Genomic DNA, 16,267 nt, shown 5'->3' on the forward strand with positions numbered 1-16,267 from the left:
GCGCCGCTGATCCCTCAGCGACGCCCCAAAACCTTGGTCTTTCAGACCGAACTAGCCGGCGAAGAACGGCTGCGTGCCGTGTGCCTCGATGGCATTGGCGAGACGGCCAAGTGCATGGATATAGGCCGCCGACCGCACCGAAACCTTGCGAGACTGCGCAATGTCCCAGATCGCCCGGCCTTCGCGCTCGACGATCTTGAGGAGCCGCGCGTGGATCTCTTCGAGGTCCCAATAATAGCCCTGACGGTTCTGCACCCACTCGAAATAGGACACCGTGACGCCGCCGGCATTGGCCAGAATATCGGGGAGGACGATCACGCCCTTGTCGTTGAGGATCTTGTCCGCATCCGGGGTCACCGGACCGTTGGCCAGCTCAAGCACAACCTTGGCCTTGATCGAACCGGCATTGTCCTTGGTGATCATATCTTCCAGCGCCGCCGGCACAAAGAGATCGGCCTCCACCGCCAGGAGATCATCGGGCGAAATCACATGCGCGCCGAGTTCGGCGGCCATGTCGGCCACGCGACGGCCGGCTTCCTTGCCCGCAATCAGCTTTTCAACGTCGAGCCCACCCGGACGATGGATCGCCCCGGTCGAGTCCGACACAGCGACGACCGAATTGCCATCGGCAGCCGTGAGACGCGCATAATACTGCCCGGCATTGCCAAAGCCCTGGATGGCCACCGTGTGGTCCTTGTCGAGGCCGAGTTCGGTCGCCAGATGCCGCACGAGATAGAAGCCACCGCGCGCCGTCGCGTCATTGCGGCCGAGTGAACCACCGAGCGCAATCGGCTTGCCGGTGATGACAGCCGGACGAACTTCGCCGGTGATCTGGTTATATTCGTCCGACATCCAGCCCATGATCATGGCATTGGTGTAGACGTCGGGCGCCGGGATATCGCGGTCGGGGCCGATGATATTGGCAAAGGCCTGCACATAGGCGCGCGACAGGCGTTCCAGTTCGGACTTGGAAAGCTGATGCGGGTCGACCCGCACCGCGCCCTTGCCGCCGCCATAGGGCAGGTTCATCACCGCGCACTTGAAGGTCATCCAGAACGCCAGCGTTTCGACTTCCTCGACGGTCGAGTCGGGGTGGAAGCGGATGCCGCCCTTGGTCGGGCCGCGCGTATCATCATAGCGGCAGCGCCAGGCGAGGAAGGATTTGCGCGAACCGTCGTCCATGCGGATCAGCAGCCGGGTTTTCGTCGTTTCGCGCGGATATTTGAGTTTCTCGATGACATCCTGGTCGATCTTGAGGTGGTTGGCGGCCTCTTCGAGACGGATAAGGGCGCGATCTAGCAGGGTGTCGTCGGACATCATGTCTCCTTGCGATCATGAAATGTGCACAGTGCATAAAAATGCGGCATACAACTTCCATATCAGAAGGCTTAGGTCAACAATCCTGACTCTTGTTGGCGAGAATATATTCGCTCCGCCTATTGACTGGGCAATTTGAGCGCCGGAATATCCTCAGACCTCGCTTTATCGGTTCAACCCGCCGTGTTCCCTTCGCTTCCCCTGCCCGAAATCCTCATCAATTCAGACGATTACAACCGCGTCATGGTGCTGGCCGAGCGTTCGTTCGAGTCGATGCCCTATGTCTCGGCCTATCTGGAGCGCGAATTGAAACGGGCAGAGGTGTGCGATCCCTGGGATCCTGCCGGCGTTTCCATGGGCCATCGCGTCATGTTCCGGCTCGATGATGAAGGCCAGGTCCGCCTCGGTCGCCTCACCTATCCCAACCGCGCGTTTGGCGAACGCGGCAATGTACCGATCCTCGGCCCGGTCGGCGCAGCGCTCATCGGCATGCGCAAGAACTCTTCCATCGAGTGGCTCGACGATGGCCGCATCCGCACACTCACAGTGCTCGATTACGGCTGGTAGGCATCTGGAATATTGCATTCCGATAATCATCGTCGACCGAATATAATATTACCAAATTGTCCGAGCGCTTTACTCTGGCCGTCCGATCACGTGCCACCCTCAGGGTTGCTCCGAAAAGCATGGCCGGCAGAATTTTGCCGCGCCAAAATGCCTAAATATGCGCCACAGCACGGCTAATTGGCCTCGGACACACTGCTCCATCCACAGCGTGAAAATTTGCGGAATAGAATATTCCTCATCTCGTTGACACTTGGAATATTCGCTCCTAGCATCCCCTCGCAACGATACGAAACGGTGTGTGGGGGCACTCCATCGCGGAGGGCCGGAGCCAATCGCTTTCCAGATCGTTCAATCTGCCGATAGGGAGCGGCACACAAGACATGGACCTGCTCGTCAATCTCTATAGCCGCAAGCTCGAAGAGCTCCGCGCCCGCGTCGAGGGCGTCGAGGCGACCATTCGCGTCGCCCTGCCGCCCGAGCAGCACATCATTAGGGATTGGGTCCGCACCCATTTTTCCGAGTATTGGGTCAGCGAAGTCAGCGCCGCCATGGCGCATCAACCGCCCGGCTGCCTCATCGCCACCATCGACGGCCAGCTTGTCGGCTTTGCCTGCTATGACGCGACGGCGCGCGGCTTTTTCGGCCCCACCGGCGTTTCCGAAGACCAGCGCGGCAAGAATATCGGCCTAGCGCTCTTCTATCACACCCTCGCCGCCATGAAGGCCCATGGCTATGCCTATGCCGTCATCGGCTCCGCCGGCCCCGTCGATTTCTACGTCAAGGCGGCCGGCGCCATGCCCATCCCGTCGGACAAGGAAGACATCTACCAGGGCCTTTTGCGCATCAAGAAGCCGGAAGCGAACTAGACATGACCACCACGCCTCTCGCCCTTTTCGTCGGCATGCCGGGATATGAGCTCTCGGCTGACGAGATCGCCTTCTTCCGCGAGACCAATCCCTTCGGCCTCTTCCTTTTCCGACGCAATCTCGACAATCCCGAGCAGATCAAGCGCCTCGTCCACCAGTTCAAGGAAGCGGTCGGCCGCGACGACGCCCCGGTCTATATCGACCAGGAAGGCGGCCGCGTGCAGCGCCTCGACAATGGCAATTGGCCGCTGTTCCGCAGCCTCGGCCAGTTCGGCGCCCTCGCCCGGAAAGATCTCGAAACCGGCAAACGCGCCATGCGCCTCTCGACCCTCGCCATGGGCTCGATGATGTCCGAACTCGGCCTCGGCAGCGGCACGACGCCCGTCGTCGATCTCGCCCGCAAAGGCACGCACGACGTCATCGGCCAGCGCGCCTTCGGCGATGATCCCGATCTCGTCATCGAAATGGGCCGCGTCGTCATCGATGCCATGCTCGAAGTCGGCTCCATGCCGATCATGAAGCACATTCCCGGCTATGGCCGCGTCACCGTCGATCCGCATTTCGATTGCCCGGTGGTCGATGCAGAGGTCGACGATCTCAGAGAGACCGATTTCCGCCCCTTCATCGCCCTCAAGGATTCACCCTGGGCCATGGTGGCACATCTGGTCTTTACCCAGATCGACAAGGATCACCCCGCCTCGGTCTCCGCCGCCGTCTGCGATCTCATCCGTCGCGACATCGGCTACGACGGCGTTCTTATAACCGATTGCCTCACCATGGAGGCACTCAAGGGAACCTGGCCGGAACGCGTGCGCGCTGCGCTCGATGCTGGCTATGACATTGCCCTCCACAGCCAGGGCGATCTTGCTGCCAGCGAAGCGGCAGCGAAGGCGGCGGGACCGCTCAGCGCCGGAAGCCTCGCGCGTATCGACCGGGCCCAGTCGCGGCTCGGCAAATCTCGTGTGGACGTGAGGGCGCTCCATGCCGAGGTGGAAGACATTTTCAGGGAAAACGGACTTGCCTGAGGCAGGGCCGTATTCAAAGGAGAGACGTATAATGCTGAAAACTACGCTGATCGCAGCCGTTTCGGTTGCGACCCTGGCCATGGCGGTGCCCGCCAGCGCCCAGAACGTGCTCACCTTGAGCTCGGAGCAGACCACGACCTTCGTGCGCAATTTCAACCCGTTCGGGCAGACCTCGGCGCGCTATACCACGCTCGATTTCATGTACGAGCCGCTGGTCGTCTTCAACCGTCTCAAGGGCAACGAACCCAATTTCCGCCTTGCCGAAAGCTATGAGCTGGCCGACGATCTCAAGTCGATCACCTTCGTGCTGCGCGATGGCCTGAAATGGTCCGATGGCGAAGCGCTCACGGCCGACGACGTGGTCTTCACCTATGACTACATCAAGAAATTCCCGGCGCTCGACTTCATCTCGGTTTCGGCCCAGCTCGCTTCGGTCGAAAAGGTCGATGACCGCACGGTCAAGTTTACCCTCAACGAGCCCAATTCGCTGATCGCCAATACCATTGTCGGCATGCCGATCGTGCCCGAGCACATCTGGGCCGACATCGCCGACCCGGTGACCTTCGCCAACGAAAACCCGGTCGGCTCCGGCCCGATGACCGAGATCACGCGCTTCACTCCGCAGGTCTACGAACAGTGCCGCAACCCGAACTATTGGGATGCTGAAAACCTCAAGGTCGATTGCCTGCGCATGCCGCAGCTCGCCGACAATCCGCAGGTTCTCGCCGCCCTCGCCGATGGCACGCTCGATTGGGCCACGAGCTTCATTCCGGACATCGACAACACCTTCGTCGCCAAGGACCCCGAGCACCACAAGTACTGGTTCACCCCATCGAGCTTGGTCTCGTTCCAGGTCAGCCAGATCACGCCCGACGAGAATAATCGCAAGGCGTTCACCGATGTGAACTTCCGCCGCGCGCTCTCCATGCTCATTGACCGCCAGACCATTGTCGACATCGCCGGCTATGGCTATCCGCTGGTCAATGAAGACCCGGCAAGCCTTGGCGAACTCTACAAGGCCTTCGCCAATCCCGAAGTGGAAACCCAGTTCGGCCGATACGGCAAGTTCGACCTCGATGCGGCTGTGGCCCTGCTCGACGAGAATGGCTATGTCGATGCCGATGGCGATGGTTTCCGTGACAATCCCGATGGCACCCCGATCGCCATCGACATCATGGTTCCCAATGGCTGGACCGACTGGATCGATGCCGTCCAGATTTCCATCGAAAGCCTGACCGAAGCCGGCCTCAACGTAAAAATGTCGACCCCGGAAGCTGCGGTCTGGACCCAGAACCTGATCGACGGCACCTATTCCATGACGCTCAACGCGCTGGCATCGGCGGCTAACCCCTACTTCCCGTATATCCGCTCGTTCAACCCGGGCGATTTCGGCAAGAGCCGCTTCACCGCGCCGCATTGGGAAAATGCCGAGGTGATGACTCTCCTTGACCAGTACACCCAGTCCAAGGACCCGGCAGAGCAGAAGTCGCTCATGGACCAGGTCCAACTGATCGTGGCCGAAGCCATGCCGATCATCCCGGTCTACAACAGCCCGTCCTTCTACGAATACAATACCAGCCGCTTCACCGGCTGGGCCGACGCCGAGAACCCCAAGTACTCGCCCGTTGTTTCCAACGCCAACCCGGCCCGCCTGCTGCAGCTCCTCGATCTCGATCCGGTCGCTCAGTAATCGTGCCCTTCGGCGGGAGCGTACCCTTGCGCTCCCGCCATCCCGCACGGCGTCATTCCCGCGAAAGCGGGAATGACGCCGGCCACACCACCACTGGATGTCACCCCGGCGAAGGCCGGGGCCCATCCTGAGATCTCAAGATGGATCCCGGCCTGCGCCGGGATGACAATTGAGAGTAGGGCGACGCCCTGCGCACCTACCCGCCACAGGGAGAAACCTTGCACCCATGACCTTCCTGCTCCGGCGTCTCGCCTTCTACCTCGCGGCCTTCCTTGCCGCTGCCACGGTCAATTTCTTCCTGCCGCGTCTGATGCCGGGTGATCCCATCCAGATCATGTTCGCCAGCGCCGGCTCGGAACTCTCACTCGAAAATCTCAACGCCCTAAAACTGACCTTCGGCTTCATCGACGCGCCGCTGGGCGAGCAATATCTACGCTACCTGCAGAGCGTCTTCACCGGCGATCTCGGCCGCTCGATCAAGTATTTTCCGCTTCCCGTCACCGAGCTCCTCGGCCGTGCCCTCGTCTGGACCCTCGGTCTCGTCGGCATCGCGACGCTCCTGAGCTTCTGCCTCGGCACCTTCCTCGGCGTCATGGCCGCGTGGCGCCGCGGCACGATCTTCGACTCCATCGTCTCCCTCACCGCGATCTTTTCCAGCTCCGTCCCGGCCGTCGTCGTCTCGCTGATCATGCTCTTCGTCTTCGGCTATCAGCTTGGCTGGTTCCCCAATGGCTATGCCGCCGATCCGCTGCTCGATCCGGGTTTCAACTGGACCTACATTTCGAGCGTGCTGCATCACGGTACCCTGCCCATGCTGACCATGGTCATCGTGCTCACCGGCGGCTTCGCCGTCACCATGCGCAACAACATGATCAACCTCCTCGGCGAAGACTACATCGTCATGGGCCGCGCCAAGGGCGTTGCCGACAGCCGCGTCATGCTCTGGTACGCTGCCCGCAACGCGCTGCTGCCGACCGTCTCGAGCCTTGCCATCGCGCTCGGCACCGTGCTCGGCGGTTCGCTCGTCACCGAAGTGGTGTTCAACTATCCCGGTCTCGGCAACACGCTCTACCAGGCCATCATCGCCCGCGATTATCCGGTCATCCAGGGCCAACTCCTGATCATGACCGCCGCCATGCTCATCGCCAATTTCGTCGTCGATCTCAGCTATGTGCTGCTCGACCCCCGTTTGAAGAAGGCCTGAGCCATGACGCTTTTCCGCCAACTGCTCAGCAACAAGAAGGCCATGGTGGGCATCACCATCCTTCTCATCGTCATCCTCGTCGCCATCTTCGCGCCCTTCCTCACCGAATATAGCCCGGTCAAGCGCGTCGGCCGTCCACACCAAGCTCCGTCATGGGAACATTGGCTGGGCACGACCCGTCTCGGCCACGACGTTTTCGCCCGTCTCGTCTACGGCGCCCGCGTCTCGCTCGCCGTAGGTTTCGGTGCCGGCCTTGCCATCACGCTCATCGGCACCGTCCTTGGCATCATTGCCGGCTACAAGGGCGGCGTCGTCGACGAGGTCATCAACTTCTTCACCAATATGGTTCTGGTCGTTCCCAACCTGCCCCTGCTCCTCGTCCTCGCCGCCTTTATCGGCCAGGCAAGCCCCTTGGTGATCGCGGTGATCCTCGGCCTCACCTCCTGGGCCTGGGGCGTGCGCGTCACCCGGTCGGAAACCCTCTCCATTCGCCAGCGCGACTATGTGAAGTCCGCTGAAATGCTGGGAGAACCAAGCTGGCGCATCATGGCCTTCGAGATTTTCCCGAACCTGATTTCCATCGTCGGCATCAATTTCATCGGCAGCGTCATCTTCGCCGTGATCACCGAAGCCACTTTGGAATTCCTCGGCCTCGGCGATCCCAACACCGTCTCCTGGGGCATCATGCTCTACAATGCTCAGAACGCCTCGGCCCTCTCGGTCGGCGCCTGGTGGGACCTCCTCGCCCCTTGCTTTGCCCTCGCCGTTCTCGGCCTTGGCCTTGCACTCATCAACTTCGCCATCGACGAAATCGCCAACCCGCGTCTTCGCACCGGCGGCATGCTCAATCGCTGGACCCGCATGGTCCGTATCGGAGAGGGCAAGCTATGACCGATCCCGTCCTCTCGATCCGCAATCTCAACATCGACTATATCGGCGCCGAAAAAGACTTCCATGCCGTCAAGGATGTCAGTTTCGACATCGCCCCCGGTGAATTCTTCGGCCTCGCCGGCGAGTCCGGTTGCGGCAAGTCGACCATCGCCTTCGCCGTCAGCCGTCTCCACCGTCCCCCTGCCCTGATCCGTAAGGGCAGCCAGATTCTCGTCGGCGGCCGCGACGTGCTCTCGCTCACCGACGACGAACTCCGCCGCTTCCGCTGGCGCGAAGTCGCCATGGTGTTCCAGAGCGCCATGAACTCGCTCAATCCGGTGCTCACCATCGAGACACAGTTCTACGATGTCCTCAAGGCCCACACCCGCATCAGCCGCGCCGAGGCCCGTACCCGTGCCGCCGAACTCCTGAAACTCGTCGATATCTCGCCCGACCGCCTCTCGTCCTATCCGCACCAGTGCTCGGGCGGCATGCGCCAGCGCATCGTTATCGCCATATGCCTCGCGCTCAATCCAAAGCTGCTCATCATGGATGAGCCCACCACCGCCCTCGACGTGGTGGTGCAGCGCGAAATCCTGCAGCGCATCGACGTCTTGCGCAAAGAACTCGGCTTCTCCGTGCTCTTCATCACCCATGACCTCGGCCTCATGGTGCAAGTCAGCGACCGCATCGGCATCATGCTCGAAGGCGAGCTAGTGGAAGTCAACGACGCCCAGACCATCTACCGCACGCCCCAGCACGCCTACACAAAGCGCCTCTGGGCCTCGATGCCAAAACTTCACGGTGAACAGATCCGCGAGGGAGCCCAGTCATGAGCGACGCCATCCTCGCCCTCGACAATGTCAGCAAAACCTTTGGCCGCGCCGACAACCCCGTCTATGCCGCCCGCTCCGTTTCGTTCGGCCTCCACGCCGGCCGCACTTTGGCGCTGGTCGGCGAATCCGGCTCCGGCAAGACCACCGCCGCCCGCCTCATCATGCGCGAATACACGCCCGACGAAGGCCAGCTCCTCTTCCGCGGCACTCCGCTCGGCAAGGCGAACGCCAAGGCATTGAAAGCCTATCGCGCCTCGGTGCAGATGGTGTTCCAGGACCCCTTCGCGGCCCTCAATCCCACCCACACCATCCGCTATCACCTCGAGCGGCCCCTGCGCCTCCATCAGCCCAAGCTGAACAGCAAAGAGCGCACTGCCGCCATCGAGGAACTGCTCACCCGCGTCAAACTCGACCCGGCATTGCTGATGCCAAAGTATCCGCATGAGCTTTCAGGCGGCCAGCGCCAGCGCATCAGCATCGCCCGCGCCCTCGCGGTTAATCCGCAGGTCATCGTCGCCGACGAGCCCACTTCGATGCTCGACGTTTCCGTCCGTCTTGGCGTTCTCAATCTGCTCAATGACATGAAGGCCCAACTGGGCCTGGCACTCCTCTACATCACCCACGACATCGCCACGGCGCGCTATGTCGCCGAGGACATCATGGTCATGTATGCCGGCCAGATCGTCGAATGGGGAGACACCGAAAGCGTGCTGACCAATCCCCAGCACCCCTATACGCGGCTTCTTCTTTCGGCGGTCCCCGACCCCGATCGCCGCTTCTCGGACACGCGCTTCTCCGAAGAACTCAACCGCATTGAGTTCATCCGCCGCCAATCGGCCCTGCCGCAGCCCGAAACGCGGGAAGTCACAAAAAACCATTTCATCCGGCCAATGCCGGAATAGAGCCAGAAAACCCCACCCTCATTCCCTCCCCACAAGGGGGAGGGAGGCGCAAGCCTCAACCGTCACGGCTCCTTCGTCTCCCTCCCCCTTGTGGGGAGAGATCAAGGGTGGGGTCGGCAAGCGCAGTTTCTCAGGCCACCCAAACGAAAATCCCCGCTCTCGCGGGGATCCATTGCTATCCCCTCCATCGTCACCACCGGGCTTGTCCCGGTGGTCCATGCGGAGGCGAGATGGATTGCCGGGACAAGCCCGGCAATGACGACGACGGATGCTTACCAGCTCGCCAGCACAGCGCCGTTAAACGTCGTTTCAACAAACGTGCGGATTTCATCCGAGTGGTACGCATCAACCAGCGCCTTCACCCACGGCTGGTCCTTGTCTTCTGTGCGAACGGCAATCACGTTCACATACGGACCCTTCGGGCTTTCGCGCAGGATGGGGTCGTTGACCGGATCGAGGCCAGCCTGTTCGGCATAGTTGGTGTTGATCCCCGCAGCATCCACATCCGGCAGCACGCGCGGCAGCTGGGCAGCGTCGACTTCGAGAATCTCAAAATTCTTGGGATTGCCGACGATATCAGCCACGCTCGCCGCGGTGCCAACGCCGTCCTTCAGATCAAGCAGGCCGTTGTCTTCGAGCAGCAGCAGCACGCGGCCGCCATTGGTCGGGTCGTTCGGAATACCGATCTTGGCGCCATCGGGCAGGTCGGCAATGTTCTCGTACTTGTCCGAGTAAATACCGATAGGGAAGTTCACGGTCGTCGCCACGGACTCGATGGCATAGCCACGATCCTTAACCTGATTGTCGAGATAGGGCTGGTGCTGGAACGAGTTGGCGTTGAGTTCGCCCGAAGCAAGCGCTTCGTTCGGAATGACATAGTCCGAGAATTCGAGGATTTCGAGATCGATGCCCTGCGCGGCGAGGATCGGCTTCACGGCTTCCAGAATCTGGGCGTGCGGGCCGGGCGTGGCGCCGATCTTGATGGTTTCGGCATAGGCCGGCGCCGCGATCAGCGAGAGGCCAAGGGCCACACCGGCAACAAGGGTCTTGAACGACATGGGTAAAAATCCTTTCGAGGGAGGGGAGTTAATGGCGCGAGCGCTTGTCGAAGCGCCGCGCAAGGGAATCGCCAAGGCTCTGCACGCCCTGGACGAGAACGATCAGCACCAGCACCACGGCCAACATCACGTCGGGCATGAAGCGCTGATAACCGAAACGAATACCGAGATCGCCGAGACCGCCGCCGCCAACGGCACCCACCATGGCCGAATAGCCGATGAGGCTCACAACGGTCAGCGTAAGCGCCAGCGTGATCGCCGGCAGCGCCTCGGGCAGCAGCACCTTCTGCACGATCTGCAAGGGGCTCGCGCCCATCGATCGCGCCGCTTCGATCAGCCCCTGATCGACGCCACGAATGGCCGCCTCGATCACACGGGCAATGAAGGGCGCCGCCGCAATGGTCAGCGGCACGATGGCCGCGCTGGTGCCGATAGAGGTGCCTGCGATCAACCGCGTCAGCGGAATGATTGCGACGACGAGAATGATGAACGGCGTCGAGCGCGCCGCATTGACGATGAGCCCAAGCACGGCGTTCACGGCCGGCGCCGCAAACAGTTCACCGCGCTGGCTGGTCGCCAGGAACACGCCGAGCGGCAGGCCGATCAGCGTGCCGATGACCCCGGCAATACCGACCATGTAGAGTGTCTGCACGAAGGAATCGACGAGCAGTTTCAGGATTTGGGGCGAGAAAACCTCAGGCATAGCCGAGCACCTCCGTTTCGAGACCCAGTTCCTTGGAGGTCTCCAAAAGGGCGGGCAATTTGGCCACGTCAGGCAGGCTCACCACCAGCGTGCCGAAGGGCCGGCCGGAGATGTGGTCCACCTTGGCCTGCACAATGCCGAGATCGACATCGAGTTTTCGCGTCAGCACGGAAAGCCACGGTTGCGCCGCGCCCTCCCCCTTGAACACAAGCTGCACCAGCGCTTCCTTGCCAGCCGATGGCGTAGCGCTGAGGCGCGTCGCCAGATGCTCGGGCAGTCGTGTGCCCGTAATGCTGGAAACGAAATTCCGCGTCGTCGCATGCTGCGGCCCGGTGAAGACGTCATAGGTCGCGCCCTCTTCAACGATCCGCCCCTCATCGATGACGGCAACCCGATCGGCCACGCCCTTGATCACCGACATTTCGTGGGTGATCAGCAGCACGGTCACATCAAGCTCCGCATTGACCTGCTTGAGCAGCGCCAGAATCTGTTCGGTGGTTTCCGGATCGAGCGCCGAGGTCGCCTCGTCCGACAGCAGCACCTTTGGATTGGTCGCCAGCGCGCGGGCAATGCCAACGCGCTGCTTCTGCCCGCCCGAAAGTTCAGCGGGATAGCGATCGACCTTGTCCGACAAGCCGACGAGATCGAGCAGCGGCAAGACGCGCTTGCGGATTTCCGCCTTGGACACGCCTGCGATTTCCAGCGGCAGCGCCACATTGCCAAAGGCCGTGCGCCGCGCCAGAAGGTTAAAATGCTGGAAAATCATGCCGATAGAGCGACGTTCCTGACGCAGCGCGCGTTCTTCCAGCGCCGAAATCTCGACGCCATCGACCCGAACCGAGCCGGAACTGGGCAGTTCCAGCCCATTCACCAGCCGGATCAGTGTCGATTTTCCCGCCCCCGAACGGCCGATAACGCCAAGAATGGCGCCCCTCGGCACATCGAGATTGATTTCGTGAAGTGCAGTAACGGGCGCATTGGCACCGCGTGCCGCAAAGGTCTTTTCGACCCCGCGCAGTTGGATAATGGCCTCATCAGAAGCCGCGCCGCTGGAGATGTGTTCGGTCAATTTCAGTCCGCTAAATGACGACGGAATTAGTCGGCATTTACACCAAAAAAGTCGAGGGAGACACTTCCAAACAATGGACGAATTCCGGGTTTTTCGTCCACCGGTTCCGGCTTGAGCGCAAAATCTGGTTTTTCGTGGGCGGAGTGCGGGAGCCCCAACATCTGCTTGTAGACACCCCCACCCTTAATCCCTCCCCACAAAGGGGAGGGATTAAGGGTGGGGGTATCGGCGCGCACCACCCCTATCAGCCCACTCCCAACTCCTCCGCCAAATACGCCTCCACGCTCCGCGGCTTCCGCCCCAGCACGCGCTCCACCGTATCGGTCAGCCCAGCCGCACCACCCTGTGCAATCACCACAAAAAACTGCTTCACCACCTGCGCTTCAAAACCTTCAACACCTGGCGGCAACCCCGCCACCGCCGAAGACACGCCTACCGGCTTCCCCGTGATCCGCGTCGCAAGACCCGCAATATCGGGAATGGACAGCGAATCCGGCCCCGTGATCACCAGCGGACCTGCGGCCACCTTCGGCGCCAGAAGCTGGCTGATCGCCACATCAGCAATATCCCTGATATCGACATAGCCAACCCTGGCCCCATGCCGCGCCGCTATGGCCTCGCCCCGTTTGATCTGCCCCGCCACCGCCGCGAGCGACACCTGCAACCAGGCATTAGGCCGCACCGCCACATAGTCGAGCCCCGACTGCGCCAGATGATCTTCCACCCTCTTATGCGCGTCGCCAGAGAACGACGTCCCGACCGTCCAGTCCGACCCAGAAATTTTCACAATCCACGTCACGCCTGCTGCCTTGGCCGCATCGACCAAAGCAATCTGGTCCTCAGCCAACCGCTCGCTGATCGGCGAGAGCAGCAGCACCCTGCTCACCCCCTCCAGCACCGCCGGCAGCGAAGCAGGTACGGAGAAATCGCCCTCGGCTATTTGAACCTTGTCGCCATAAAGCTCCCGCGCGGTTTCCGGCCGCCGTGTCAGCACACGAACCCGATGTCCGCCAGCGATCAGCTTGGGCGTCAGCACGCGTCCCAGCTTGCCGGTTGCCCCGGTGATCAGAAACAGTTCGGAAGCTGCCATCAGAACACCTTCCCCTCTTTGAGATGAGTGGTGGTGCCATTGAGAATGTAGTCACCGACAATGCGCGACTTGTGCAGCAGCGGATTGTGGTTGAGCACCGTCCGGATGTTTCGCCAGTGGCGGTCGAAATTGTACTTTCGCGAAGTCGCCGAACCGCCGCCAAGCTCAAACATGCGTTCGGCCGTACGCGGTCCCAACTGACCAATCACCAATTGCGCTTTCGCCGTTACCAGTGTGCTAGCAATAAGGGACGTTTCGATAGCGTCAGCGTCACCAGATGCGAACGTATCCGCGGTATGTTGCAGCGCTCGCGCGCCCTCGGCGATGAGCGCATCAATCGCCAGCGAATTTGCTGCGATTTCGCCGATAACCTGTTGAACGAAATGATCTTCCCGCGCCGTCGCCGCCGGGCTATGCGCCGCCGACCGCGCCTGCTTGCGCACATAGTCGATCCCGTCGCTCAAAACGTTCCGCACCGCCCCCGCCGCACTCGCCGCCAGATGCAATTGTCGCAATGTCGAGCAGTGCCGACCGACCTGATTTTCGAGGCTCCGGCGCGCAAATTCGTGCTCAAAAACCTCAACATTATCAAGCACTACGCCGCCGCTCGCGGTCAGCTTCTGCCCCATGCCGTCCCAATCGTCGAGGATGTTTATCCCCTCCCGATCGACCGGCAGCAGCACGCCAACCGTCTCACCGGCCTCATTGACCGCACTGAACGAAGCATAGTCGGCATAGGCCGTTCCGGTCGCATACCACTTTCGCCCATTAAGCCGCCAAGTGCTTCCGACCTTTACGATTTTCGTCGTCACCTCACCCGGCCGCGCTGTGCCCTGCTCGGTATGCGCCCCACCAAACAGCTTCCCCTCCAGCACCCGCTCGATAGCCCCTACATCGCGCTGGTCGGCACCGCTGAGCACCAGGTTCTCGACATAGTTGAAATGCGACCTAAGTGCATGAGCCACATTGGAATCTGCCGATCCCAAAGCTGCAATCAGCTCGATGTAATCCGGCACCGAACCACCCGGCCCACCCAATTCCACCGGCACCCGCAAAGCGCCAAGCCCGGATTCCCGAAACAGGCGAAACGCCTCGAACGGCAGTTCGCGGTTCAGGTCCCGCTCCGCCGCACCCTTGGCGATTTCGGCGACGAGGCCGGGAATTCGCCCAAGCAATTCGTCCCGGCTGGGGCCGCTTTGGGTCGGCGAAAGTTTCTGAACGGCAGCGGTCATCGGCAGGCCCTTCTGCAAAAACAATAGGCCTGCCGGACACTTATCCGGCAGGCCAGGAGACTAGGAAGCGAGATAGATATCTGCGCCGTTCGTCCAAAGGTGCTCGGCACCAAGTTTGAGGTTCTGCACGCGCTTGTCGGAAATGGTGATCGAGGCGGGCGTGACGATGTCGAGCGTCGGCAGATCTTCGACCACGATGCGCTGGAAATCATTGAACAGTTGCAGGCGCTTGGCAGGATCAATCTCGACAGCCGCCGTTTCAAGCAGACGATCGACTTCCGGATTTTCGTACTTGGAGCCGTTGGAGAACGGCAGGCCGACCTTGAAATTCTTGGACCAATAGAGACGCTGGATACCAACGGTCGGGTCGTAGAGATTGCTCATGCCTTCGATGGCGATATCGAAGTCGCGATCGGTAAAAATGCGCTTCACGAAGGTCGCAAAATCCTGCGTGCGCAGCTCGACCTGGATGCCGACCTTGGCGAGGGCCTGGACGAAATATTCGCCGGTCTGCTTCGGTGGGCCTGAGGGCTGGGTCGGATCGACGAAGAGCTTGAAGCGGAAACCATCGGCGCCGCGCGGATAGCCGGCCTCGTCGAGCAGCGCTTCGGCCTTGGCAGGATCGAACTCGTATTTCGGCACATCGGGATTGTAGAAGCGCGCGAGATCCGGGCTCACCGGGCCGTCGAGACGAGTGGCGTAGCCGAGATAGATGGTGTTGACGATGAAATCCTTGTCGATCGCATGCGCGATGGCATGGCGGACCTTCACATCGGCGAGGTAGGGGTTTTCGAGGTTGAATTCGGCGCGCGCGATGCTCGGCGAATAAGGCGCCGGACGCGTATCGACGACGAGGTTCGGATTGGCCTTGAGGCGCTCGATATCGGTGAGCGGTACATTGGCGACCGAAACCTGCACTTCGCCCGATTCAATGGCGGCAACGGCCGCGGCGGGATCGACGATGAAGCGAATGATGAGCTGGTCGAGATACGGCTTGCCTTCACCCCAGTAGTTTTCGTTCTTCTTGAGGATGACGTGGCTGCCGCGCACCCATTCGACGAAAGTGAAGGGGCCTGTGCCGACCGGCGCGAAATTGTGCGGGTTTTCAGGGATGTTCGTGCCCTCGTAGAGGTGCTTTGGCACGATCGGCGCTTCGAAGCTGGCGAAGGCCGTCAGCAGGAAGGGCGCGGGTTTGGAGAGGATCAGTTCGACCTCATGCGGGCCGAGCACGTTGACTGCCTCAACCGAGGCAAAGGTGGCGCGCCCGCGCGGATGGTGTTCCTTGAGGGCAAGGATGGAGAAGGCAACGTCGTCAGCCGTGAAGTCCGTGCCGTCGTGCCACTTCACGCCCTCGCGCAGCTTGAAGGCATAGCGGAGACCATCTTCGGCGACTTCCCACGAGGTGGCGAGCAACGGCTGCGGCTCAAAATTCTCGTCATAGGTGAGGAGGCCCTCATTGGTCTTGCCGCTGACGTAGTACGCGGCGCCGGCGGTGTGCGCGATGAGCACAAGCACCGGCGGTTCCGTGCCGATATTGATCGCTACGCTTCCACCCGGCGTCGGGGTGGCGCTCTGGGCGAAGGCGAAGCCCGGCAGGGTCGAAATCACCGCGAGGGCGGCTGTGGAAAGCAGGAAGGCGCGGCGCGTTGGGGCGAGCACGCCACGAGATTTGGAAGTCGTCATTTTTGGTCCTGTCCGTTGCGTGCCGCTCTATGAGCGACGTGGAAACTGGTCCCCAATCAGCGCGGGGCAGGATGACTTTATAATGTCTAGTTATTTTATCGAGATAATGGATTACGAACTAAGGCGATGGGTGGAAAAACCCTCAGCGCCGCTCT

At 61.2% G+C, this 16,267-nt stretch carries 15 protein-coding genes; 8 read left to right on the forward strand and 7 right to left on the reverse strand.

From position 1 onward, the window contains the following. Positions 1 to 51 precede the first annotated feature (51 nt). Positions 52 to 1,317, reverse strand: coding sequence for a Glu/Leu/Phe/Val family dehydrogenase (locus tag JP75_RS19200; RefSeq protein ID WP_035086082.1), 1,266 nt, complete (start codon positions 1,315 to 1,317; stop codon positions 52 to 54). A 183-nt stretch (positions 1,318 to 1,500) separates the two neighbouring features. On the opposite strand from JP75_RS19200, the gene JP75_RS19205 reads away from it, so the two are divergent. From JP75_RS19205 to JP75_RS19245, 8 genes are all read left to right on the forward strand, one after another. Continuing rightward, positions 1,501 to 1,884, forward strand: coding sequence for a GreA/GreB family elongation factor (locus tag JP75_RS19205; protein WP_035086084.1), 384 nt, complete (start codon positions 1,501 to 1,503; stop codon positions 1,882 to 1,884). A 380-nt stretch (positions 1,885 to 2,264) separates the two neighbouring features. Continuing rightward, positions 2,265 to 2,750 carry a GNAT family N-acetyltransferase gene (locus JP75_RS19210; protein WP_035086086.1) on the forward strand — a complete coding sequence of 162 codons (486 nt, stop codon included), beginning with the start codon at positions 2,265 to 2,267 and terminating at the stop codon, positions 2,748 to 2,750. Between the two features lie 2 nt (positions 2,751 to 2,752). After that, positions 2,753 to 3,775, forward strand: coding sequence for a glycoside hydrolase family 3 N-terminal domain-containing protein (locus JP75_RS19215; protein ID WP_035086087.1), 1,023 nt, complete (start codon positions 2,753 to 2,755; stop codon positions 3,773 to 3,775). A gap of 34 nt (positions 3,776 to 3,809) precedes the next feature. Then, the gene (locus JP75_RS19220; RefSeq protein ID WP_201772960.1) at positions 3,810 to 5,465 is read left to right on the forward strand and encodes an ABC transporter substrate-binding protein; all 1,656 of its coding nucleotides are present in this window, start codon (positions 3,810 to 3,812) and stop codon (positions 5,463 to 5,465) included. A gap of 226 nt (positions 5,466 to 5,691) precedes the next feature. Further along, positions 5,692 to 6,669, forward strand: coding sequence for an ABC transporter permease (locus JP75_RS19230; RefSeq protein ID WP_035086092.1), 978 nt, complete (start codon positions 5,692 to 5,694; stop codon positions 6,667 to 6,669). Positions 6,670 to 6,672: 3 nt separating this feature from the next. Then, positions 6,673 to 7,560, forward strand: a complete 888-nt coding sequence (locus JP75_RS19235; protein WP_035086094.1) for an ABC transporter permease — start codon at positions 6,673 to 6,675, stop codon at positions 7,558 to 7,560. After that, positions 7,557 to 8,375 carry an ABC transporter ATP-binding protein gene (locus JP75_RS19240; RefSeq protein WP_035086096.1) on the forward strand — a complete coding sequence of 273 codons (819 nt, stop codon included), beginning with the start codon at positions 7,557 to 7,559 and terminating at the stop codon, positions 8,373 to 8,375. Before JP75_RS19235 ends, JP75_RS19240 begins: the two co-directional genes overlap by 4 nt. Continuing rightward, positions 8,372 to 9,277: an ABC transporter ATP-binding protein gene (locus JP75_RS19245; protein ID WP_035086098.1), complete on the forward strand. Its 906-nt coding sequence runs from the start codon at positions 8,372 to 8,374 to the stop codon at positions 9,275 to 9,277. Before JP75_RS19240 ends, JP75_RS19245 begins: the two co-directional genes overlap by 4 nt. 272 nt (positions 9,278 to 9,549) lie before the next feature. Here the strand turns inward: JP75_RS19245 and JP75_RS19250 are convergent, their stop codons facing one another. From JP75_RS19250 to JP75_RS19275, 6 genes are all read right to left on the reverse strand, one after another. Beyond that, positions 9,550 to 10,335, reverse strand: coding sequence for a MetQ/NlpA family ABC transporter substrate-binding protein (locus tag JP75_RS19250; protein ID WP_035086100.1), 786 nt, complete (start codon positions 10,333 to 10,335; stop codon positions 9,550 to 9,552). A 28-nt stretch (positions 10,336 to 10,363) separates the two neighbouring features. Continuing rightward, positions 10,364 to 11,038, reverse strand: a complete 675-nt coding sequence (locus JP75_RS19255; RefSeq protein WP_035086102.1) for a methionine ABC transporter permease — start codon at positions 11,036 to 11,038, stop codon at positions 10,364 to 10,366. After that, complete coding sequence (locus JP75_RS19260; protein WP_280114003.1) at positions 11,031 to 12,107, reverse strand: methionine ABC transporter ATP-binding protein; 1,077 nt, start codon at positions 12,105 to 12,107, stop codon at positions 11,031 to 11,033. Before JP75_RS19260 ends, JP75_RS19255 begins: the two co-directional genes overlap by 8 nt. Positions 12,108 to 12,351: 244 nt before the next feature. Then, entirely contained in the window at positions 12,352 to 13,197 is an 846-nt protein-coding gene (locus tag JP75_RS19265; RefSeq protein WP_035086105.1) for an NAD(P)H-binding protein, read from the reverse strand. After that, positions 13,197 to 14,429, reverse strand: coding sequence for an acyl-CoA dehydrogenase family protein (locus JP75_RS19270; protein WP_035086173.1), 1,233 nt, complete (start codon positions 14,427 to 14,429; stop codon positions 13,197 to 13,199). The genes JP75_RS19265 and JP75_RS19270 overlap by 1 nt, the downstream gene beginning before the upstream one ends. A 60-nt stretch (positions 14,430 to 14,489) precedes the next feature. Beyond that, complete coding sequence (locus tag JP75_RS19275; protein ID WP_035086107.1) at positions 14,490 to 16,112, reverse strand: ABC transporter substrate-binding protein; 1,623 nt, start codon at positions 16,110 to 16,112, stop codon at positions 14,490 to 14,492. Positions 16,113 to 16,267: the final 155 nt, after the last annotated feature.

Source organism: Devosia riboflavina, from assembly GCF_000743575.1.
GTDB lineage: Bacteria > Pseudomonadota > Alphaproteobacteria > Rhizobiales > Devosiaceae > Devosia > Devosia riboflavina.

Bases quoted from the DNA above. Each gene is read 5' to 3' on its own strand.
- JP75_RS19255 (WP_035086102.1), bottom strand. From the start codon at position 11,038: ATGCCTGAGGTTTTCTCGCCCCAAATCCTGAAACTGCTCGTCGATTCC.
- JP75_RS19270 (WP_035086173.1), bottom strand. From the start codon at position 14,429: ATGACCGCTGCCGTTCAGAAACTTTCGCCGACCCAAAGCGGCCCCAGC.
- JP75_RS19210 (WP_035086086.1), top strand. From the start codon at position 2,265: ATGGACCTGCTCGTCAATCTCTATAGCCGCAAGCTCGAAGAGCTCCGC.
- JP75_RS19240 (WP_035086096.1), top strand. From the start codon at position 7,557: ATGACCGATCCCGTCCTCTCGATCCGCAATCTCAACATCGACTATATC.
- JP75_RS19265 (WP_035086105.1), bottom strand. From the start codon at position 13,197: ATGGCAGCTTCCGAACTGTTTCTGATCACCGGGGCAACCGGCAAGCTG.
- JP75_RS19275 (WP_035086107.1), bottom strand. From the start codon at position 16,112: ATGACGACTTCCAAATCTCGTGGCGTGCTCGCCCCAACGCGCCGCGCC.
- JP75_RS19200 (WP_035086082.1), bottom strand. From the start codon at position 1,317: ATGTCCGACGACACCCTGCTAGATCGCGCCCTTATCCGTCTCGAAGAG.
- JP75_RS19250 (WP_035086100.1), bottom strand. From the start codon at position 10,335: ATGTCGTTCAAGACCCTTGTTGCCGGTGTGGCCCTTGGCCTCTCGCTG.
- JP75_RS19215 (WP_035086087.1), top strand. From the start codon at position 2,753: ATGACCACCACGCCTCTCGCCCTTTTCGTCGGCATGCCGGGATATGAG.
- JP75_RS19230 (WP_035086092.1), top strand. From the start codon at position 5,692: ATGACCTTCCTGCTCCGGCGTCTCGCCTTCTACCTCGCGGCCTTCCTT.
- JP75_RS19235 (WP_035086094.1), top strand. From the start codon at position 6,673: ATGACGCTTTTCCGCCAACTGCTCAGCAACAAGAAGGCCATGGTGGGC.
- JP75_RS19245 (WP_035086098.1), top strand. From the start codon at position 8,372: ATGAGCGACGCCATCCTCGCCCTCGACAATGTCAGCAAAACCTTTGGC.